The organism is Fluviispira sanaruensis, from assembly GCF_004295685.1.
GTDB lineage: Bacteria > Bdellovibrionota_B > Oligoflexia > Silvanigrellales > Silvanigrellaceae > Silvanigrella > Silvanigrella sanaruensis.
On sequence record NZ_AP019368.1, the window covers coordinates 1,151,389 to 1,169,873 of the forward strand.

Annotated in this window: 14 protein-coding genes; 7 read left to right on the top strand and 7 right to left on the bottom strand. The window is 38.0% G+C overall.

Translation table 11 applies throughout. The features are described from left to right. Positions 1–54: 54 nt before the first annotated feature. The 6 genes from EZS29_RS05020 to EZS29_RS05045 all read right to left on the bottom strand — a co-directional run bounded on the left by EZS29_RS05020 (position 55) and on the right by EZS29_RS05045 (position 9,838). On the bottom strand, positions 55–2,013 hold the full coding sequence (locus EZS29_RS05020; RefSeq protein WP_130607205.1) for a sulfatase-like hydrolase/transferase: 1,959 nt from the start codon (positions 2,011–2,013) through the stop codon (positions 55–57). Positions 2,014–2,128: 115 nt separating this feature from the next. Then, complete coding sequence (gene rpsR / locus EZS29_RS05025; protein WP_130607207.1) at positions 2,129–2,374, bottom strand: 30S ribosomal protein S18; 246 nt, start codon at positions 2,372–2,374, stop codon at positions 2,129–2,131. A 123-nt stretch (positions 2,375–2,497) separates the two neighbouring features. Beyond that, a complete protein-coding gene (gene mutS / locus EZS29_RS05030) occupies positions 2,498–5,479 on the bottom strand; it encodes a DNA mismatch repair protein MutS (protein ID WP_130607209.1) in 2,982 nt (993 codons plus the stop codon). Between the two features lie 70 nt (positions 5,480–5,549). Beyond that, complete coding sequence (gene typA / locus EZS29_RS05035) at positions 5,550–7,379, bottom strand: translational GTPase TypA (protein WP_130607211.1); 1,830 nt, start codon at positions 7,377–7,379, stop codon at positions 5,550–5,552. Between the two features lie 89 nt (positions 7,380–7,468). Then, entirely contained in the window at positions 7,469–8,587 is a 1,119-nt protein-coding gene (locus EZS29_RS05040; RefSeq protein ID WP_130607213.1) for a glycosyltransferase family 4 protein, read from the bottom strand. A gap of 27 nt (positions 8,588–8,614) precedes the next feature. Further along, the gene (locus EZS29_RS05045) at positions 8,615–9,838 is read right to left on the bottom strand and encodes a class I SAM-dependent rRNA methyltransferase (protein ID WP_130607215.1); all 1,224 of its coding nucleotides are present in this window, start codon (positions 9,836–9,838) and stop codon (positions 8,615–8,617) included. Positions 9,839–10,021: 183 nt separating this feature from the next. Between EZS29_RS05045 and EZS29_RS05050 the strand changes: the two genes are divergently transcribed. From EZS29_RS05050 to EZS29_RS05080, 7 genes are all read left to right on the top strand, one after another. Continuing rightward, positions 10,022–10,933, top strand: a complete 912-nt coding sequence (locus EZS29_RS05050; RefSeq protein ID WP_130607217.1) for a dimethylarginine dimethylaminohydrolase family protein — start codon at positions 10,022–10,024, stop codon at positions 10,931–10,933. Positions 10,934–11,149: 216 nt separating this feature from the next. After that, complete coding sequence (pdhA, locus tag EZS29_RS05055; RefSeq protein WP_130607219.1) at positions 11,150–12,118, top strand: pyruvate dehydrogenase (acetyl-transferring) E1 component subunit alpha; 969 nt, start codon at positions 11,150–11,152, stop codon at positions 12,116–12,118. A gap of 25 nt (positions 12,119–12,143) precedes the next feature. After that, positions 12,144–13,121: a pyruvate dehydrogenase complex E1 component subunit beta gene (locus EZS29_RS05060; RefSeq protein ID WP_130607221.1), complete on the top strand. Its 978-nt coding sequence runs from the start codon at positions 12,144–12,146 to the stop codon at positions 13,119–13,121. A gap of 24 nt (positions 13,122–13,145) precedes the next feature. Then, positions 13,146–14,396, top strand: a complete 1,251-nt coding sequence (locus EZS29_RS05065) for a dihydrolipoamide acetyltransferase family protein (protein ID WP_130607223.1) — start codon at positions 13,146–13,148, stop codon at positions 14,394–14,396. Positions 14,397–14,495: 99 nt separating this feature from the next. Then, the gene (locus tag EZS29_RS05070) at positions 14,496–15,818 is read left to right on the top strand and encodes a pseudouridine synthase (protein ID WP_130607225.1); all 1,323 of its coding nucleotides are present in this window, start codon (positions 14,496–14,498) and stop codon (positions 15,816–15,818) included. Beyond that, entirely contained in the window at positions 15,815–16,270 is a 456-nt protein-coding gene (locus EZS29_RS05075) for an NfeD family protein (RefSeq protein WP_130607227.1), read from the top strand. The genes EZS29_RS05070 and EZS29_RS05075 overlap by 4 nt, the downstream gene beginning before the upstream one ends. A gap of 21 nt (positions 16,271–16,291) precedes the next feature. Beyond that, positions 16,292–17,308, top strand: coding sequence for an SPFH domain-containing protein (locus EZS29_RS05080; protein WP_130607229.1), 1,017 nt, complete (start codon positions 16,292–16,294; stop codon positions 17,306–17,308). Between the two features lie 4 nt (positions 17,309–17,312). Here the strand turns inward: EZS29_RS05080 and EZS29_RS05085 are convergent, their stop codons facing one another. Then, complete coding sequence (locus EZS29_RS05085; RefSeq protein WP_130607231.1) at positions 17,313–18,050, bottom strand: substrate-binding periplasmic protein; 738 nt, start codon at positions 18,048–18,050, stop codon at positions 17,313–17,315. Positions 18,051–18,485 lie beyond the last annotated feature (435 nt).

Here is an 18,485-nt window from a genome sequence, read left to right on the forward strand (position 1 = left end):
AAGATAAGATCCAGTCCTGATTTAAAAATAATCAGTTACAATAATACCGAAAAATTAATTAATTTTTCGGTTTCTTTCTTCAAATAGATTTTGAATATCTTGGTCTGCATCCGAAAGACGTATCACAGATTTATCTGCAGAAACACTCACACTATTTCTTGAAAAATCAACAAATAATGAAGTTAAATCGGGGTAAAATACTTCTGCTTCAGGTACGTTATCATTGGTCACAACAAAACCTGTCGAAATGCGTAGTCTATTTTCTGGAATAGGCTCTAATAAAGACATCCCATCTATTTTTGCGGCGGGTTTATCGATATCCATAAGCTGTAGAATGGTTGCAAATATATCGGATTGTGCTACTGGCGCATGCTCTTTGCTTTTGATCAATTCCCGAAAGTTATTTGGTGGGATTACAAAAAAGGCATTGTGGATGATGTTGGGATTGTAACCTTGATTAAAGGTAACAGCAGATTCATCATCATTTTGATCTTTTTCTGCAAACATTTGTTTTATTTTACTAGCCCAGCCAGAAAAAATAGAATTATTTTCATCGACATTTTTTTGGGTCGCAAGTTCGGGTTTGATAGTTCCTTCTGGCTTTTGTTCTGCGCTTAGATTTCCAGCTGTTTTTTCTTCAACAGTTTCACTTTGAGAAGTTTTATTATCTTGGGCTAGAGCGACATTTTGGCCATGATCCGTGGTGTAAAAGATCCAAATATTGGGATCTTTTTTGCGTGAGGCATCTATTAAGCGTTTTAAATAAACATCTGTATAGACAATGGTATTGTCATAGGCATTTGTTCCGTTTGGGCTATTTTCAGGAAAGAATTTTTTATATTCTTTTTCAGAATGAATATTGTAAGGATAATGACTGCCATCCATGTGCGCAATAAGCAGAAAAGGCGGACGCATTTCTTGGAGATGAGGAAGAATACTTTTATCAAGAACTTTCATATCATCTGCGCCCTTTGAAACCCGCACACTCGTACTAAAATCGGATCCCGATCGGTAATAATCAGCAATGCCATTGCCAGAAAGTTGGTCAAAATTCTTCCAACGCAGATCCTGTGCGCTGATAAATGCTGTGTCGTAATTTCTTGCCTTTGCATATTCGAAAATACTTGGGGAAGAATAAATAGTGCCAAAGGGATCGATATTTTGTTTGCCCACGAGCATATAGGGCACAGAAATAAGTGTGTGCGGTCCTATGCTCACGACATTTTGAAAGGGAAAAAGAATGCCATCATCGCGCAGTTGATCGAGATTTGGTGTGGTTTTGCGTGTGTACCCATATAAACTCATATGATTTTTTGCAACAGATTCACCAACGATCCATAAGATATTGGGTAACTTTTTTTCAGTGGGTGAAAGTGAAATTGTCGGCTTATCTTGCTTCAATTTTTTAAAATAAAGCGAGCGCCCCGTTTCTGGCAGAGCAGCATAAACTGATACTAAGGCATTTTGAAAATCTAAAATAAGGTACCAGCTCACTCCACAAAGGATAACGATAGGCACATAAAGAACAAAATAAAGTACCATTTTTGTTCTACGGAATTCTAGTTTCTTTTTCTTAGGTAAGAATAAACAAATAATTAAAATAGAGAAAATAAAAAATAAAAAAAGTTTTAAAAAATTAATATTCTCTAAGCCCAGTTGGCTTGTCATAAGGGGATTGCTAAAGAAAAAGCGAATGCCATATGCACTTAAAGGCGCATTATAAAAAGCATAATGAGCAGTCTGAATGCCTAGGGGAACAATAACTAATAAACTTCCCAATAATTTTGCAAAGAATTTGCCTTTAAAGAGAAGATCAATAAATAAAACAAAAAGAATAAGGGCGATAATACTTAAGAAATAGTTTGCAATATATCTGGCCCCAAGAATATCGTGGATAAAGTTCAGGGGTTTTTTAATGATAAAGATGTCATATAGAATAAAAATAGAAACTATAAGTGAAATTCTTTTAAACGAACTCATTCTCGTTATTTTATGGGAAAGGATAGAAATCATTTTAAAGTCCTAAAAAAATACACGGAAACATAAAGAACAAATTATGATAAAACAAAAAACCGTATCTTCAAATCGAGAAGATACGGTTTTTGCAAAACCCGTTTAAATGGATTCTTTAGCGAGCATCGCTGCCTTGGCCATAGCTCAGAATAGCCATAGTGCGAGCACGTTTAACAGCTACTGTAAGCGCGCGTTGCTGTTGTGCGCTGGCACCGCTGATGCGACGTGGAACGATTTTACCGTGTTCAGTTACGAAACGGCGAAGAAGTTGTGTGTCTTTGTAGTCGAAAGTGATTTGTGGATCGAGCGTTCTTTTTGGTCTGGAATAACGACGCTTTTTCTTACCTGTGGATACTGCCATGGTAAAACTCCTAATGAAGTTTGTTAAATAATATGCAGGCAGCAGCGTTGGGCTAATGTGCCAACGCAGCAACTCAACAAAACATGAGACCTCAAATAAGCACAGCTCAGCAAGTGCGTCAAGTTAAAAGAGAGTTTGTTCGTGAGAGAGAAGGCGTTCTTTCTGTTTTTTGGCCGAATTTTGCTGCTTGGCAAGGATTTTTAGCAGATTAAGACATTGCTCACCTTCTACTCCAGAATGCTCTGCGGCAAAATTTTTAAGAGTATAAATGATTTCAAGCGCTTGTCTGGGGGTTATGCCATCGACATCGAGCGCCAAGAGGGCTTTTGACAAAGTAGCTTGTTTTGTGAGGTTTGAATTTTTTCCACTTTCTTCAGGTATTATAGGGAAATTTAAATGTTTTTCCTTAAGTGATTCAGAGATTTCTTCCAGTTTTTCCTTAAATGATTCAGGATTGCTCGTCGCGGGAACGTTTGTTTGTGTAGGAGCTGAATTTTCCAATTTTTTTAATACATCTTCAGCTCTTGCAATAATTTCAGCGGGAATACCAGCAAGCTCTGCCACATGTAAGCCATAGCTTTTGCCTGCTCCCCCTGGGGTGTATTTGCGTGAAAAAAGAATTTCTTTTTTTTCTATATTTTCTTCGTATGTAACTATATTTTCTACAACAGACATATGCATAGGACAGATATTTTTGTGACTCGCACACACCTCTTGCAGTTCATGATAGTGGGTTGAAAATAAGGCGCGCGCCTGCACTTTTTCGCTCAAGTTCTCTAAGATAGACCAAGCGATGGAAAGGCCATCAAATGTTGAGGTTCCTCTGCCAATTTCGTCAAGGAGAAGGAGGCTTTGTGGGGTCGCAAAGCGTAGCATATTGGCTGTTTCGAGCATTTCTACCATAAAAGTAGATTGGTTTTTGAGTGCGTTGTCGCCCGATCCAATTCGGGTAAATATGCGATCCACAAGACCTATTTCGGCTTTACGCGCTGGCACATAGGAGCCAATCTGGCAAAGGACTTGAGTCACAGCCACTTGCCGCATAATCGTGCTTTTACCTGCCATATTGGGACCCGTAATGAGATGTACAAGAGGGTTGTCCTTTGTCTCATCGTCTACTACGCCTAAGGTTATATCATTGGCAATGAAAGGTTCAAAGCGCGTGCTTAAGTGTGCCAAAATAGGGTGGGTGGATTCAGTTAATTTTATTAGTTTTTTATTGGTTAATGCTGGTCTACACCAATTGAATTGCAGAGCCAGGTTTGCAAAGGTAACAGAGAGATCGATTTCTGCTATAAGTTCAGAAGCTTGAACTAAATATTGAGAGTATTCTAAAATCTGTGTTCTTAAAAATTCTAATAATTCTTTTTCGAGCAAAATTCTTTCATCACTTGCATTTAAAGATTTTTCTTCAAGTTCTTTAAGTTCTGGAGTGATATATCTCTCACAATTGGTTAAAGTTTGTTTGCGAATAAAATGTTTAGGTGCTTGCGCTATTTTTCCTTTTGAAATTTCAAAATAATAACCAAATGCCCCTGTGTAACCAATTTTTAACGTCGTTATTTGTGAGTTTTCTTTTTCTTTTTGTTCGAGTGTATCGAGCATTTTGGAAAAATTCGTCGTGAGCGCAATCGCCTCATCCAATTTTTTTGAATAACCCTCCTTAAATATAATTCCGCCTTTACCAGCAACAGCTGCTGGTTCATCGTTTAGTGCATTCATAAGGAGTTCTTTAAGGGGCTCTAGTCTAACTAATAAATTATTATTTTTAAATGGATTGGTAGTTAATTTGTTTAAAATAGTTTCGAGATTTGGCAGTGTAAGCAAAGTCTCTCTGAGCCAAGCCATGCCCCGTGCATCGAGATTTTTTTGCGCAGCCCTTGCGAGGAGACGATCTATGTCAGCGGTATTGCGTAAGTTTTCAATTATCACAGTCACAACGTCAACTTGATTTATGTATTCTTGAATATTCTGATGTACTTGCTCTATTTCTTCTAAATATTTAAATGGGTAATTGAGTCTGCGGAATAGTTTACGACTGCCTGTTGCTGTTGTGCATTTATTTAAAAAATGAAATAGACTTCCTTTCTTATCGCCGCTTGTTGTTTGAAAAAAATCTAAATGTTTTCGCGTACTGTCATCAATTATGAGATGAGATCTTAAGTCATAATATGTGATAAATTGGATATTTTTTAAAACAGATTTTTGTGTAGCTTTTAAATAATGTAAAATAGCACTGACGCAAGTGAGGCCGTTTGTGATTTCATTTAAGCCAAATGCATTTAAATCTTTTTCTTTAAAAAATTCGAGAAATATTTCTTTGCAATTATCTGCTGATCGCAAAAGCCAATTTTCAATTGTATTCACTGTGGTAAAATTATTTTTTTGATTCTTCTTTACAATTTCTAATACTTGAACTTCTATATTTTTAGGAACAAGAATTTCGCGTGGAGTTATTGTTGATAACTCTTGGTTTAATAGCAATTCATTTAAGTTTTGTGTGATTCGAAATTCACCCGTTGAAACATCAACATAGGCAAGGGTAAAAGTTTTTTTGTTCTCAATGACACTTGCAAGGTAACAACCAAATGGAGTCTCTTGCGAATTGTCATCATCATCTAAATCGCCAGGAACTGCTGGCGTGGCTATTCGAGTGATTTCTCGCTTGACGATTCCCTTCACCTGGCGAGGATCTTCAACTTGGTCACAGACAGCAACTTTAAATCCCGCTAAAACGCATTTTTTAAGCGCATTTTTATAACCTACGACAGGAGAGCCTGCCATGGGAACGGGGTTATTGCTCGATTTGTCACGGGAGGTTAATGTTAGTCCGCAAATATCAGAAACGATAATGGCATCGATCCCAAAGAGTTCAAAAAAATCTCCCATGCGGAAAAATAATAAAGCATCGGGCACTTCATCTTTGGCGGCCCGAAATTGTTTCATCATAGGGGATTCAAGTTGGCTTAAAGATATTCCTGAAATATGTTCAGTGCTTAACTTTTCAAGCGCAGGTTTCAAATGTGGAGGAAGCTCTTTGCCATTGGCAAGCCAATGTTTGAGAAGAGAGTCGGTTACTGGAGTATTCTTTTGTTCAGATGTCATTGCAGGAAGCCCTTTTAAGTACAAGAGTCACAGGCAACGACTATAGAATATAAAAAAAGGAGAGTAAAACTTACTCTCCTTTTTCTCTACGGGAAACACTGCGCTGATTGGAAGCGAGGATACGCTTACGAATACGAATATTCTTTGGAGTGATTTCGATCCAGTCGTCGTCTTCAACCCAGTCAAGAGCGGTTTCAAGACTCATTCTTGTCACAGGGGAGAGTTTAGTGGAGTCGTCAGATCCAGAGGCACGCATGTTTGTCAGTTTTTTCTCACGTACAGCGTTTACATCGAGGTTTGAATCGCGGTTGTGTTCACCCACGATCATTCCTTCATAAACTTCTTCACCGGCTGGAACGAAAAGACGGCCGCGTTCTTCGAGTCCAGAGAGAGCGTATTCTGTTGTTTTACCAGAACGGTCAGCAACAAGAGCTCCATTGACACGGGAAAGGAAGTTTCCGCGGTTAGTTTCCCAGCCTTCAAAGTAACTGGACATAAGTCCTTCACCTTTTGTGTCTGTAAGGAAAGTACTGCGGTAACCTAAAAGTCCACGGGTAGGAATGCTAAATTCAATACGTGTACGGCCATTGTTAAACGCTTGCATGTTTTCAAGGCGGCCTTTACGGATAGAAAGTTTTTCAGTCACTGCGCCAACACTTGCGTCTGGAACATCGAGGACAACTCTTTCAACAGGTTCAAGAGTTTCGCCATTTTCTTTGCGTGTGATCACTTTTGGACGTGCAACCATACATTCACCACCGGCACGACGGAGATTTTCCATAACGATGGCAACTTGCAGTTCTCCACGTGCTTTTAAGATGAAAACTTCAGGAGAGTCTGTATTTTCGATCTTTAATGCGACGTTGTTCATAGCTTCTTTGAGTAAAAACTCACCAAGCTTACTACTTGTGAGGTAAGTTCCTTCACGGCCTGCCATGGGTGATGTGTTTACGCTGACTTCAACTCCCACTGTTGGTGGGTCAACTTCAATGCGTGGAAGAGCTTCTGGGTTAGATGCGTCGGCAATTGTGTCACCAATTGCTAAGTCATTTAAGCCAGTTGCAACGATTGCTATGTCACCAGCTGAGACAGAATCAACGTCGATTTGCTCAAGGCCTCTGTATGCTCTTACTTTAATAATTTTAGCTGGTTGCTGTTTTCCATCTTTGTTAATAAGAACAATGCTTTGATTTGCCGCAAGTGTTCCGCGTTCAACACGGCCAATTGCTAAACGACCTAAGAAGTTGTTGTAGCTTAAGTTATTGATTAATAATTGAGCGCCGCCTTCAAGTTGAACGCGAGGTGGTGGCACATGCTCAAGCACAGTGTCGAATAAATCTTGTAGATTTTCGGTTTTGATATCCTTAGATTTACTTGCCCAGCCATTACGGCCAGATGCATATAAAATAGGAAAGTCGAGGTGATGATCTTCTGAAGAGAGTTCTAAGAAAAGATCTTGAACCATTTCAGAAACTTCATCAACACGCGCATCGGAACGGTCGACTTTGTTAATGACAAGGATCATGCGGAGGTTGCGCTGTAAAGCTTTTTGCAACACAAAACGAGTTTGTGGCAAAGGGCCTTCTGCGGCGTCAACAAGCAGTATAGCTCCGTCAACCATCATCAACGTACGTTCCACTTCACCACCAAAGTCAGCGTGACCAGGGGTGTCAACGATGTTAATACGAACATCTTTGTACACCATAGATGCATTTTTAGCTGCAATTGTAATTCCGCGTTCGCGTTCAAGGTCCATGCTGTCCATCACGCGTTCCGCAATGGATTGGTGAGCTGCAAATGTACCTGATTGTTGAAGAAGTTTGTCCACAAGCGTTGTTTTGCCGTGGTCAACGTGTGCAATAATTGCAATGTTACGCATATTTCCGTTAATCGTTGTCATAAAAAGCCTTTCAGAGTTTTGGATCTAAATCTATCCAAGAAAGTTTCCGTACTGTTGGTATTCACATTTTTAAAAAAAAGCAAATCAAATCAATACAACTTATCATAAAGTTCAAGGGTTTCTTGAGCCATATTTGACCAAGTGTATTTCTGAGCCAGTTTCAATCCATTTTTGACCCGAATATGAATGACTTCGTTATTTTCACTGAGGGCTTCTTTGATACCTCGTTGCAGGTCAGGAATGCTTTCTGGGTTCACATACGTGGCAGTGTCTTGCATAATTTCGGGTAAGGAAGTTGTGTGGCTGACAACAACGGGGACTCCGCAGGCGGCCGCTTCGAGAGGCGGGAGACCAAATCCTTCATAAAGAGAGGGAAAAATAAATGCAGAACTCAAAGCATAAAGAAGGGGAAAATCTTCTTCTTGTACATATTTTAAAAAGTAAATTTTGTTTTTTTTGTTAAATCTTTTTGCCAGCTCAATATTTTTTTCATTTGAATCGGATAAAATAACTAATGGGAGATCGAAACCTCCTAAGCAATAAGCTTCAGTGAGTTTTTCCAAGTTTTTATGTGGTTTTTGATTGCCACTGGCAAAGATATATTTATCTGGTAAATTATATTTAGTTAGAAATTCTTTTATTCTTTCCTGGCAAAATTCATTTCGTTGTTTAAAATTATTGTATACACCGTTGTAAATAACTTTAATTTTCTCTTCAGATATTTGAAAATATTTTATAATTTCTTGTTTTGAAAAATCGGAGACTGTCACAATATATTTAGCTTTGCTCAGTCTTCTTTTTAAAAAGAAATTATAATAGAGTTTTTGTTTTAGCGTATAGTTTTTTGCTAAAGCGACGTGATTCATATCATGAATTGTAGCAATGAGTGCAGTGTTACCTATCAGAGGAACAATAAAATGAGGAGCATGGAAAAAATTTGGCCGATATTTTAATGTATAAAAAAACATTTCAAGTTGCCCAAAAACATTATAAAGTCCAGATCTTAATTTTATGAGTTTAAAATTACTAGGAAGTTTGAGCTTATAAAAGGGCGAGTTTTTATTAACGAGTAGGTAAAAATCGATCTCATTGTTATTTTTGTGAATTAAATTATAAATAAGTTCGCGGGTGTGACGAGCAATGCCATGCTCATTTCCCTCAACAACAACGCGAGTGTCGATCATAATTCGTTTTTTAAATGAATTCATTTATTTTCCCCATGCTTCAAAATTATTTTAAAGCACTCTCTTTTTAATAAAGTAACACTTTAAATATTCAGAAGAATCTGGAGTTGCCAAACGCGTGTGACACGGGGACTGCTCACCCTTATGGAGGAGCACCCAGTTTTGAGCACTCAGACCAAGTGATACACTTTCTAAAAAGTCTTGGTCTTCGATATGACGGCTGCAACTGCATACAACCAAGATACCATTTTCGTTTAGTAAATTATGAGCAAGCCGGGTCATTTTTGTATATGCTCTTTTTGCTTCTGCCACATTTTTTTTCGCTTTGGCAAATGCAGGTGGATCGGCAATGATAAGGTCAAATTTTTCTGTTGATTTATTTAGATTTTGCAAGTGTTCGAACATATCTCCATGTAAGGTGCGAATAAGTGGAGTGTGTAAAGCATTTTGTTCTACGTTTTTTTGTGCAAGTTGCAAGGCCCAGGCGTCTTGATCGATTAACGTGAGGTCAGAGACCCCCGATCGAGCAGCAATGGCACTCCAAGCACCTGCGTAGCTACAAATGTCTAAACTTTTCTTTATATTATAAGTTTTAAGGAGTTCCGCAAGGTATTTTAAGTTATTTCTTTGGTCTAAAAATAAACCTGTTTTTTGTGCTTTGTTTAACGAAAAACTCATGGTTAAATGTGCAAAAAAGCAGCTAATATCAAATGAGGAATCAGTCTTTGGCTTTTCAATCCAACGGGTTCTCTCAGGCAGTTGTTCGAGTTTACGAATTTGTCCTGTGCTTCTTTCAAAAATAGGCAAATCACTCACTCTTTTTAATGCTTCTACAACATAAGGAAGTAAAAAATCACCAACAGCAGCGGAACTTTGCAGAACGAGAACAGATTTATAATCGTCAATGGCTAAAGCGGGGAGGCCATCGTTGTCACCATGAGAAAGTCTATAAGCTTCTTTGTCTGCAAATGCGAACGTATTTTTTTCAATTTGCAGCTTTTTTATATAAACTGAGAGTTGTTCAATAAAAGCTTCAGAAGAAATGCTATTGTTTTCTACTTTATCCATAATGCAATCAGGTAACAAGCGAATAGAGATTAAACTCGTTTTATTATAAATACCTATTTTTTTTGTGCCTTTGAGTCTAACTAAACATATTTTTTCAGGATTGAGTAATTTGTCATCTAAATGTTTAACCTGATTACTAAAAATCCACGGACTTTTAAAATATTTATACTTAGTGTCAATGATATCAATTTCTAAGATTTGAAACAAAATAAAGACTCCTCTGTCAGTTTATATTTCAATTGAACTATAATGTTTTCAAATGAAAATAAAGATATAAGCTTGTTTAACTTTTTTTGTAAAATATTTGAACCCGATTTACCATTGTTGTAATACATTCTCAGCTTTCCAAAATGAGTAAAGAAAGCGTACTTCTTTTTTTTGAGGTGCCATATGCATAAAGTGATACAAAATGTATCTCAGTTAACTTGTTCCCTAGATTCTGTTCCCGCAATGCCTCTTGCAAATAAAGTCATGATGGTCGATCCCGCTTATTTCAATGTCGATACTCCGATCAATGCGCATATGGTAAAAGAAGATGGTTCATTGCATAAACTTGATAAAAATAAAGCTCAAGCGCAATGGCAAAATTTGAAGAATGCATATGAACGAATTGGTTTTAATGTGTTCGTAGTTCAACCTGTTAAAGATCTTCCAGATATGGTTTTTTGCGCAAATCAAAGTTTTCCTTATGTCGATGCCTGCGGAAATCCACATGCTGTGCTTTCGAATATGTTTAACGATCGGCGCAACCAAGAAGTATCCTATATCAACGCTTTTTTAAGTCAGCATCATTATCAAACACATCGTATTGCTTCACGGACGGATGGGTTTTTCTTTGAGTCAATGGGTGATGCTCTATGGATTCCTGGAAAACGATTTATTTTGGGAGGCTACGGATTTAGAACAGATAAAAGAATTTATGATATTTTAAGTCAAACTGCTCAAGCACCGATCGCTATTTTTGAACTGACCCATCCCAAGTTTTACCATTTGGACACATGCTTGAGTGTTTTAAATGCAAACACAGCCCTCGCCTGTAAAGAGGCTTTTACGGATGAAGGATGGGAACTGCTTGCACGCATATTCAGCCAAATTATAGAAGTTCCATTATTAGAAGCTGATTCTCCTGGTTTTGCTTGCAATGCTCATTGTCCAAATGGAAAGCATGTGATTATTCAAACTGGTTGTGTCGAGACTGAAAAACTCATTAGAAACAATGGTTTTATACCTGTTTCTGTCGATACTTCTGAGTTTATTAAGTCCGGCGGATCAGTATTTTGTATGAAATTGATGTTTTTTTAAATTTATACAAAAGTATCTATTCAAATATTATTGGGTCCAAAGGAATCGATTGCATAAGGCATTTTATTTTATTCTTTTAAGAATGCCTATTCTTGCAGTCCCGTTTTTTCTGTCATAGCGTATAGCTTGTGTGTTTGGGATTTATCCCAAACGAATCCTATCAGTGATTGTCATTCAAAATTTTTTCGATTCTTCTTTTTTTGGAGAGTTTCATAGATGACTCAAAAATTATCAAATCAGCTTCTTGTAGCTTTTTATAAAGAAATGCTACTTGGCCGTCGCCTTGAAGAGCGCATCGGACAGCTTTATGTTCAACAAAAATTTAGTGGATTTTGTCACCTTTATATAGGTCAAGAAGCTGTTTCGACCGGCTGCTTAAATGCCATTCGCAAGGGTCAAGATTATGTCATAACCGGTTACCGCGATCACGTTGCTCCTGTGGTCTTAGGTATGGATCCAGGTGTTATGATTGCCGAACTTCTTGGTAAAGTCACAGGCTGTGCCCGCGGAAAAGGCGGATCCATGCACATGTTCTCTGAAAAACATCGGTTTATGGGTGGACATGGTATTGTGGGTGGACAAGTTCCTCTCGCAGCAGGAGCAGGCTGGAAAATCAAATACAACAAGGAAGATCTTGTTTCTCTTTGTTTTTTAGGTGATGCCGCTTCGAATCAAGGACAATTCCACGAAGCCCTTAACATGGCAGCTATTTGGGATCTTCCTTGCATATTTATTATCGAAAATAATAAATATGGCATGGGAACAGCTATTTCACGTACATGTTCTTTGTCAAATCTCTCCGACAGAGCGAAAGCCTACAATATGCGCCAAGCAGTTGTGGATGGCCGTAATGTTGTTAATACATATAATCAAATGAAAGAAATTGTCGAAGAAACGCGTAAAACCTCAAAACCGATTCTCGTTGAGATTCAAACATATCGTTTCAGAGGCCACTCTGTGTCTGATCCAGGCAATTACCGTACAAAGGAAGAAGTTGAAAAAGAACGCTCACGGGATTGTCTTGTCTTGCTCAAGGAAACTATGCTTGCACAAAAAGCTGCAAAAGAAGACGACTTCGAAAAATTTGAAGAAGAAATTGCAGATAAAGTAGATGCAGCTGTTGCCTTTGCGGAAGACTCACCAGAACCAGAACTCGATGAACTTTATAAACATGTTCTTGTTTAATAACTAGAATTTGAGGTTTTAAAACATGGCTATTTTAACTTTAAGAGAAGCGCTCAATCAAGCAATGAGCGAAGAAATGGAACGTGATCCAAGTGTATTCCTCATGGGCGAAGAAGTTGCCGAATATGATGGAGCTTATAAAGTTTCAAAAGGAATGCTCGCTAAATTTGGTCCCATGCGTGTCGTTGACTCCCCTATTTCCGAAGCAGGTTTTGCTGGTTTGGGTGTGGGTGCAGCTATGTGTGGACTTCGTCCGATTATCGAAATGATGACTTGGAACTTTGCGATCCAAGCATTCGATCAAATCATCAATCACGCAGCAAAAATGCTCTACATGAGCGGTGGACAATATAAAGTTCCGATGGTTATCCGTGGACCGCATGGGGCTGCGCACATGTTATCCGCTCAGCACAGTCAATGTGTCGACCATATGCTCGTCAACTGTCCTGGTCTCAAAATTATCAGTACAATCGATCCCGCCGACGCAAAAGGTCTCATGAAATCAGCTATACGTGATGACAACACGGTTCTCTTTTTAGAAAGCGAAATGCTCTATGGCCGTTCAGGTGAAGTTCCTGATGGTGAACATATAGTGCCAATTGGTGTCGGTGTTGTAAAACGCCCAGGATCCGATGTGACCTTAGTTGCTTGGAATAAAATGGTACTTTTAGCTCAAGATGTTGCGACTGAACTTGAAAAAGAAGGTATCAGTGTCGAAATAATTGACCCTCGTACCCTTATGCCTCTTGATGAAGAAATTATTTTCAATTCCGTCCGCAAAACAAATCGTCTTGTTGTGCTCGAAGAAGGTTGGGGAGTTGCGTCGTTTGGCTGCCACATCGTTGATCGCGTTGTGAAAGAATGCTTTGATGACCTCGATGCTCCACCAGAAAGAGTTACAAATCTTTTTGTACCAATGCCTTATAATGAACGCCTCGAACACGAAGTTATGCCAACTGCAGAAAGAACCATTGCTGCAATTAAGGCTGTTTTATATAAATAAAGATATTTTTTTGGAGACATCATTATGGCTACAGTAATGGAAATGCCAAAACTTTCTGACACTATGTCCGAAGGCTCTGTGGCGCGTTGGTTAAAAAAAGAGGGCGACAAAGTAACAGCGGGCATCCCTGTTATCGAAATCGACACAGACAAAGCAACGATGGAATATGAAAGTCCAGCAGGCGGGATATTGCTCAAAATTCTCGTAGGGGACGGACAAAAGTGTCCTTTACAAGCACCTATTGCGATCATTGGCAAAGCCGATGAAAAATGGGAAGAAGTGCTCGAAAAATACAACGCTAAAAAAGGTGGAGCACAGACTGCAAGCAAAGCCGACGCTTCTAAAGCGGCAGCACCTCAAACTGCATCTCAAACAGCTGTGGCAAAAGCACCAGCTGCAAGCGCTTCTGTTTCGCAAGCCGATGTTAAAGCAAGTCCCCTTGCGAAAAAAATCGCCGCCGACAAAGGGATTGACCTCAAATCCATTCAAGGCAGTGGACCAAATGGCCGCATAGTGCAAAGGGATTTAGCTCAGACTTCTTCTTCTGCCTCTATGTCTTCTGTCCATGGTATCGCAGCAGGTGCTGTGGTCAAAATTCCACACACCAATATGCGTAAAACCATTGCTCGTCGTTTGGCTGAAAGCGTGAACACGGCTCCGCATTTTTATCTATCCATCAGTTTAAATATGACAAACCTGTTGGCGTGGAGAAAATCGATTGTTGCTAAGTTGCCAGACGATCAAAAGTTTAGCGTCAACGATCTTGCTATTTTCTTAACGGCGCGTGCGCTCAAACGCCATCCAGAAGTGAATTCCTCTTGGCAAGACGATTGTGTTCTCCAGTACGGCGACGTGCATATGAGCGTAGCGGTTGCTTTACCAAATGGACTTATGACTCCCGTAGTAAGACATGCTGACAAACTCACAGTTGTGCAAATTGCTCAGGAAACAAAACGGCTCGTTAAAATAGCAAAAGATGGAAAACTCCAGCCAAATGATTATGCGGGTGGAACATTTTCTGTTAGTAATTTAGGGATGACTGGAATTGAAGAGTTCACTGCAATAATCAATCCACCTCAAGCCGCTATTCTAGCAATTGGTTCGACGATTCCAACTCCGGTTGTGCTCGCGAACGGCACTGTTGGTGTTGAACAAAGAATGAAAGTGACTTTGAGTTGTGATCACAGAGTTATTGACGGAGCGGTTGGCGCTGAATTTTTAAAGACTTTAAAACAGTACTTTGAAGATCCTGCGACAGCGCTATTTCTAGGTTAAAAATAAGAATTTTTTAAACTAAAATGACAGAACTCAAATCAGTTGAGGACAACTGGTGAAGGGCTTCTGTTTTTTTTTTCATGTTGGGAAACATTATCAATGAGTAAAGAAACAAAAGTAGAGATGATCCGTTTAAACGTAATGCTACAAGAATTAGGCGCAGCTTCAAGACGAAAAGCAGATGAACTTATCGAAGCTGGAAAAGTAAAAGTCAATGGTAAAATTGTAAAAAAGCTTGGGGTAAAAGTTGAGAGTAACTCTTCTATTACTGTAGAAGGCAAGCTCTTAAAAAATGCACCACCTAAAGTAATATATATTTTAAATAAACCTTTTATGACAATCACCAGTCGAAAAGATGAAAAAGAAAGACCCACTATTTTCGATCTTCCTGATCTGAAAAAAATGTCTGCCAATGTTCAGTCAGTTGGGCGCTTGGATTATCGCAGTGAAGGTCTTATTGTTTTAACCAATGATGGAGATCTTGCTCTTGCGCTGTCGCATCCGAAGTATTCTGTAGAAAAAACTTATGCGGTTTTATTGTCATCGCCTGTAAATATTGAAGATGCAGAAAAATTGAAAAAAGGGGTTGAACTTGATGATGGCCCTGCAAAAGCTATTTCAGTTAAATTAGGTAATAAAGAACCTTTGGGTAATAGCGTTGGGCAGTGGCTTGAGCTGGTTGTGACTGAGGGGCGCAACCGTTTGGTCAGACGCATGATGGAGGCTTTAGGACTCAGCGTTGTGCGACTTGTCCGTGTCGCAATTGGCGATCTTCGACTACCAGGTAAACTTGAACCTGGGAAAATGCGGGCAGTGACCGAACAGGAGAGCAAGTATTTGAGCGAAATTAAACTTGAGATGCTGAGCGAAAATAAAAAGAATAAAAAACCTGCTGTGAATTTACCAAAAGAAATTCTCGATGCACGTAAATTAAAACGCAAAATGAAATTAAACGATGCGGATTATGCGCGCGAAGCAGAACGCCGAGATATGCGCTCCTCTCAAGTTATTCGCGCACGTAAAATAAAAGAAAATGAGCAAAAAAATGAAAAGAGAAATTCTTGGCACAGCGAAGAAAAAGTTTCTCTTAATAAAGAAACAGAGAGAAAACCATATCAGAACGATCATTCTAAGAGGAATGAGCAAGTAAATGATAAATATAAGAATAAGTCTGATACAAAACACTCACGCAATAGCACACCAACTGAAAAGAATGAGCACAGTAAGAGGGCAAATGAAAAACGTTCTTACGAAAAACGCCCTGATGATAAAAGAGTACAAGAAAGACATTCCCGCGCGAAAAATTCTCACGAAAAACAGGAAAATGAAAAATCTAAAAAAAGATTTGGCCGTGTGATTGAAAAAGAGGAGAAAAAAACTATAACTAAAAAGTCTAATTCTAAAAAAAGGGAGTCTGAATGAATTTTGAATTATATTGGATTTATTTTTTAATCGGAATTATTTTTATTATTTTAGAAGTTTTTTCTCTAACATTTTATCTTTTACCTATTGGCTTAGCTGCGCTCATAACGGGCATTTTTGCAATAATTTCCGATAATATTTATATACATGGCTGCGTTTTTGTATTATCTAGTATACTGTTGTTGTTTTTAATTTCCAAATGGCGCAAATCTCGTTTTTTAAAACCAAAAGATTCGCATTTTCAAGTTGGTTTGATTGGTCAGACTGGAATTATAGTCGAGGAATTTCAATCCCCACAAAACACAGGTAAGGTTAAAATCTTTTCTGATGTTTGGGAAATTCATTGGGATTCTCAGCACGAAAAAATAATTGCAGAATTTAAAATCGGCGAGCGCGTTAAGGTTATTTCTGTTCAAGGTAACAAAGTGATTGTGGAAAAAACAAATAGTTAATAGTAAAATAGGGGTTCAATTATGGTCGAAATTTTCGTATTATTAGCAATTGTAATTCTCGTTATTTTTATTTTCTCAAAATATGTTATTGTTATTAGGCAACAAGAGTGCATTATTGTTGAACGTTTGGGTAAATTTCACGCAGTGTTAAACTCAGGTCTCAACGTCCTTATTCCTTTTGTCGATCAATCACGCACTATTCTGTGGAGCCGTAATGGTATGATCACAAATGTTGATCGCATCGACTTGCGTGAAGTTGTGATAGACATTCCTGCGCAGCAAGTGATTACAAAAGACAACGTTGGTATCAATGTCGACGCAATTATTTATGTGCAAATCACTGACGTAAAACGTGCAGCTTACGAAATTCAAGCACTCCCGATCGCAGTTGCTCAACTCACCCAAACGACTCTCAGAAGTTTAGTGGGAGAAATGGATCTCGATCACACTCTCAGCAGCCGTGACGTTATCAACTCACGTTTAAAAATTGTTCTCGACGAAGCAACCGATAAATGGGGACTGAAGGTCAACCGGGTTGAACTTAAAAATGTCACTCCTCCACCAGAAGTGCAAAATGCGATGGAAAAGCAAATGCAGGCTGAGCGTGAAAGACGTGCCAATGTCCTCACTGCGGAAGGCTCAAAGCAAAGCCAAATCTTGAATGCGGAAGGTGAAAAACGTGCGCGTATCGAACACTCTGAAGGTGAAAAACAAGAAAAAATAAATCAAGCCTTAGGTGATCAAGAAGCGACTGTGGCCCGTGCATTGGGTCAAGCAAAAGCTATTGAATCTGTTGCCGCCGCTCAAGCTAAATCCATTCAATTGATTAAAGATGCTTTTGGTGGACCTGAAGTAGCAGCAAACTATTTAGTTGCCATGGAATACCTAAAACGCTTTGGTGAAATGACCCAGAAAAATACGGATAAAGTCTTTATTCCATATGAGGCCACTGCGGTTTTATCTTCTTTGGGTTCCATCGGAGACATTATGAAAAAGGTAACAGGGGATGAAAACCTAAAGTTACCTAAGAATAAATAATTATTTATCTATATCTATTATTTATTTTTTTAATTTCACCACTTTTGCGCATGCCGGCTAAAACATCATTCAGTTTTTTAATAATAGAGTCATCTGTATTTTTATTAAATGCGGCATACATTTTAACCTTTTTAAAGGTAAATACAGGTGTTATTTTCCCAGAATTTTCTTTTTTAGATACCCATGGAGCAAGATCAGAGCCTGATGCCCATAAATCTATTTTGTCAGCTTGTAACTTTAAAGCATTTTGTTTTTCATTGCTAGCAAGCTGCAGGTTTTTTCCTTCGACAAAACCTTCTTTTAATAAAAAGAGAGCTTTCGCATCGCCATTATAACCACCAACTGTATGCTTCTTCGCATCTTCTAAACTAGATATTTTAATTTTCGAACCACTTTTAGCAAAAAATACCCAACTATTTTCTGCTAAAGGGCCTACCCATTTAAATAATGGTTCTCTTTCTGGTGTTCTTGTTGTGCAATATACAGCAGTGTTTTTTTCGTCCAAACCCATTTGATAAGCCTTTGCCCAAGGCATTAAGGTAAGAGTAAATTCTATATTAGCTTTTTTCATTGCTGTTGTTATAATATCTGTGCCAGAACCTATTATTTTTCCACCTTCTTCCATATTAAATGGAGGAGAGTCTTCAGTGACTAATGCTATTTTGTCTGCAGCCATTGCTGCAAAAGTTAAAATGAATAAGTTGGAAAAAGTAATATATTTTATAAATATTTTTAATAGCATCAAGTTTCCTCCATTGAATCGGTAAATAATATATTAATATCGGATTTTAATAAAAATAATAAGTTTATAAAGTTAATAAAGTTAAAAAATGTACAAAATAATGACGATAGTTTTTAGTTATAAAAAAATTGCTATTTGTTTTGTATTTTCTCAATTATAATAAGATTCATTGAATTCATTATTTCTTTGAAATTATGACTTTGTAAATCTAACTTATTCGATAAATTTAGAGTTTTTTCTGTCTCTAAAGCAGTGCCATTAATTGTACTCGTTAAAATATTCATCGAGTTTATGACTTCTAGAATCGATTTATTGGAATTATTGTTATAAGAATTTTGCTATGCAGAGACTTATTGAAAATAAGCATTTTATAACTCCAATTTTTAATAATAAGTATCGATATAAAGAATCATTCTAAAGAATTTTTAAATGGTA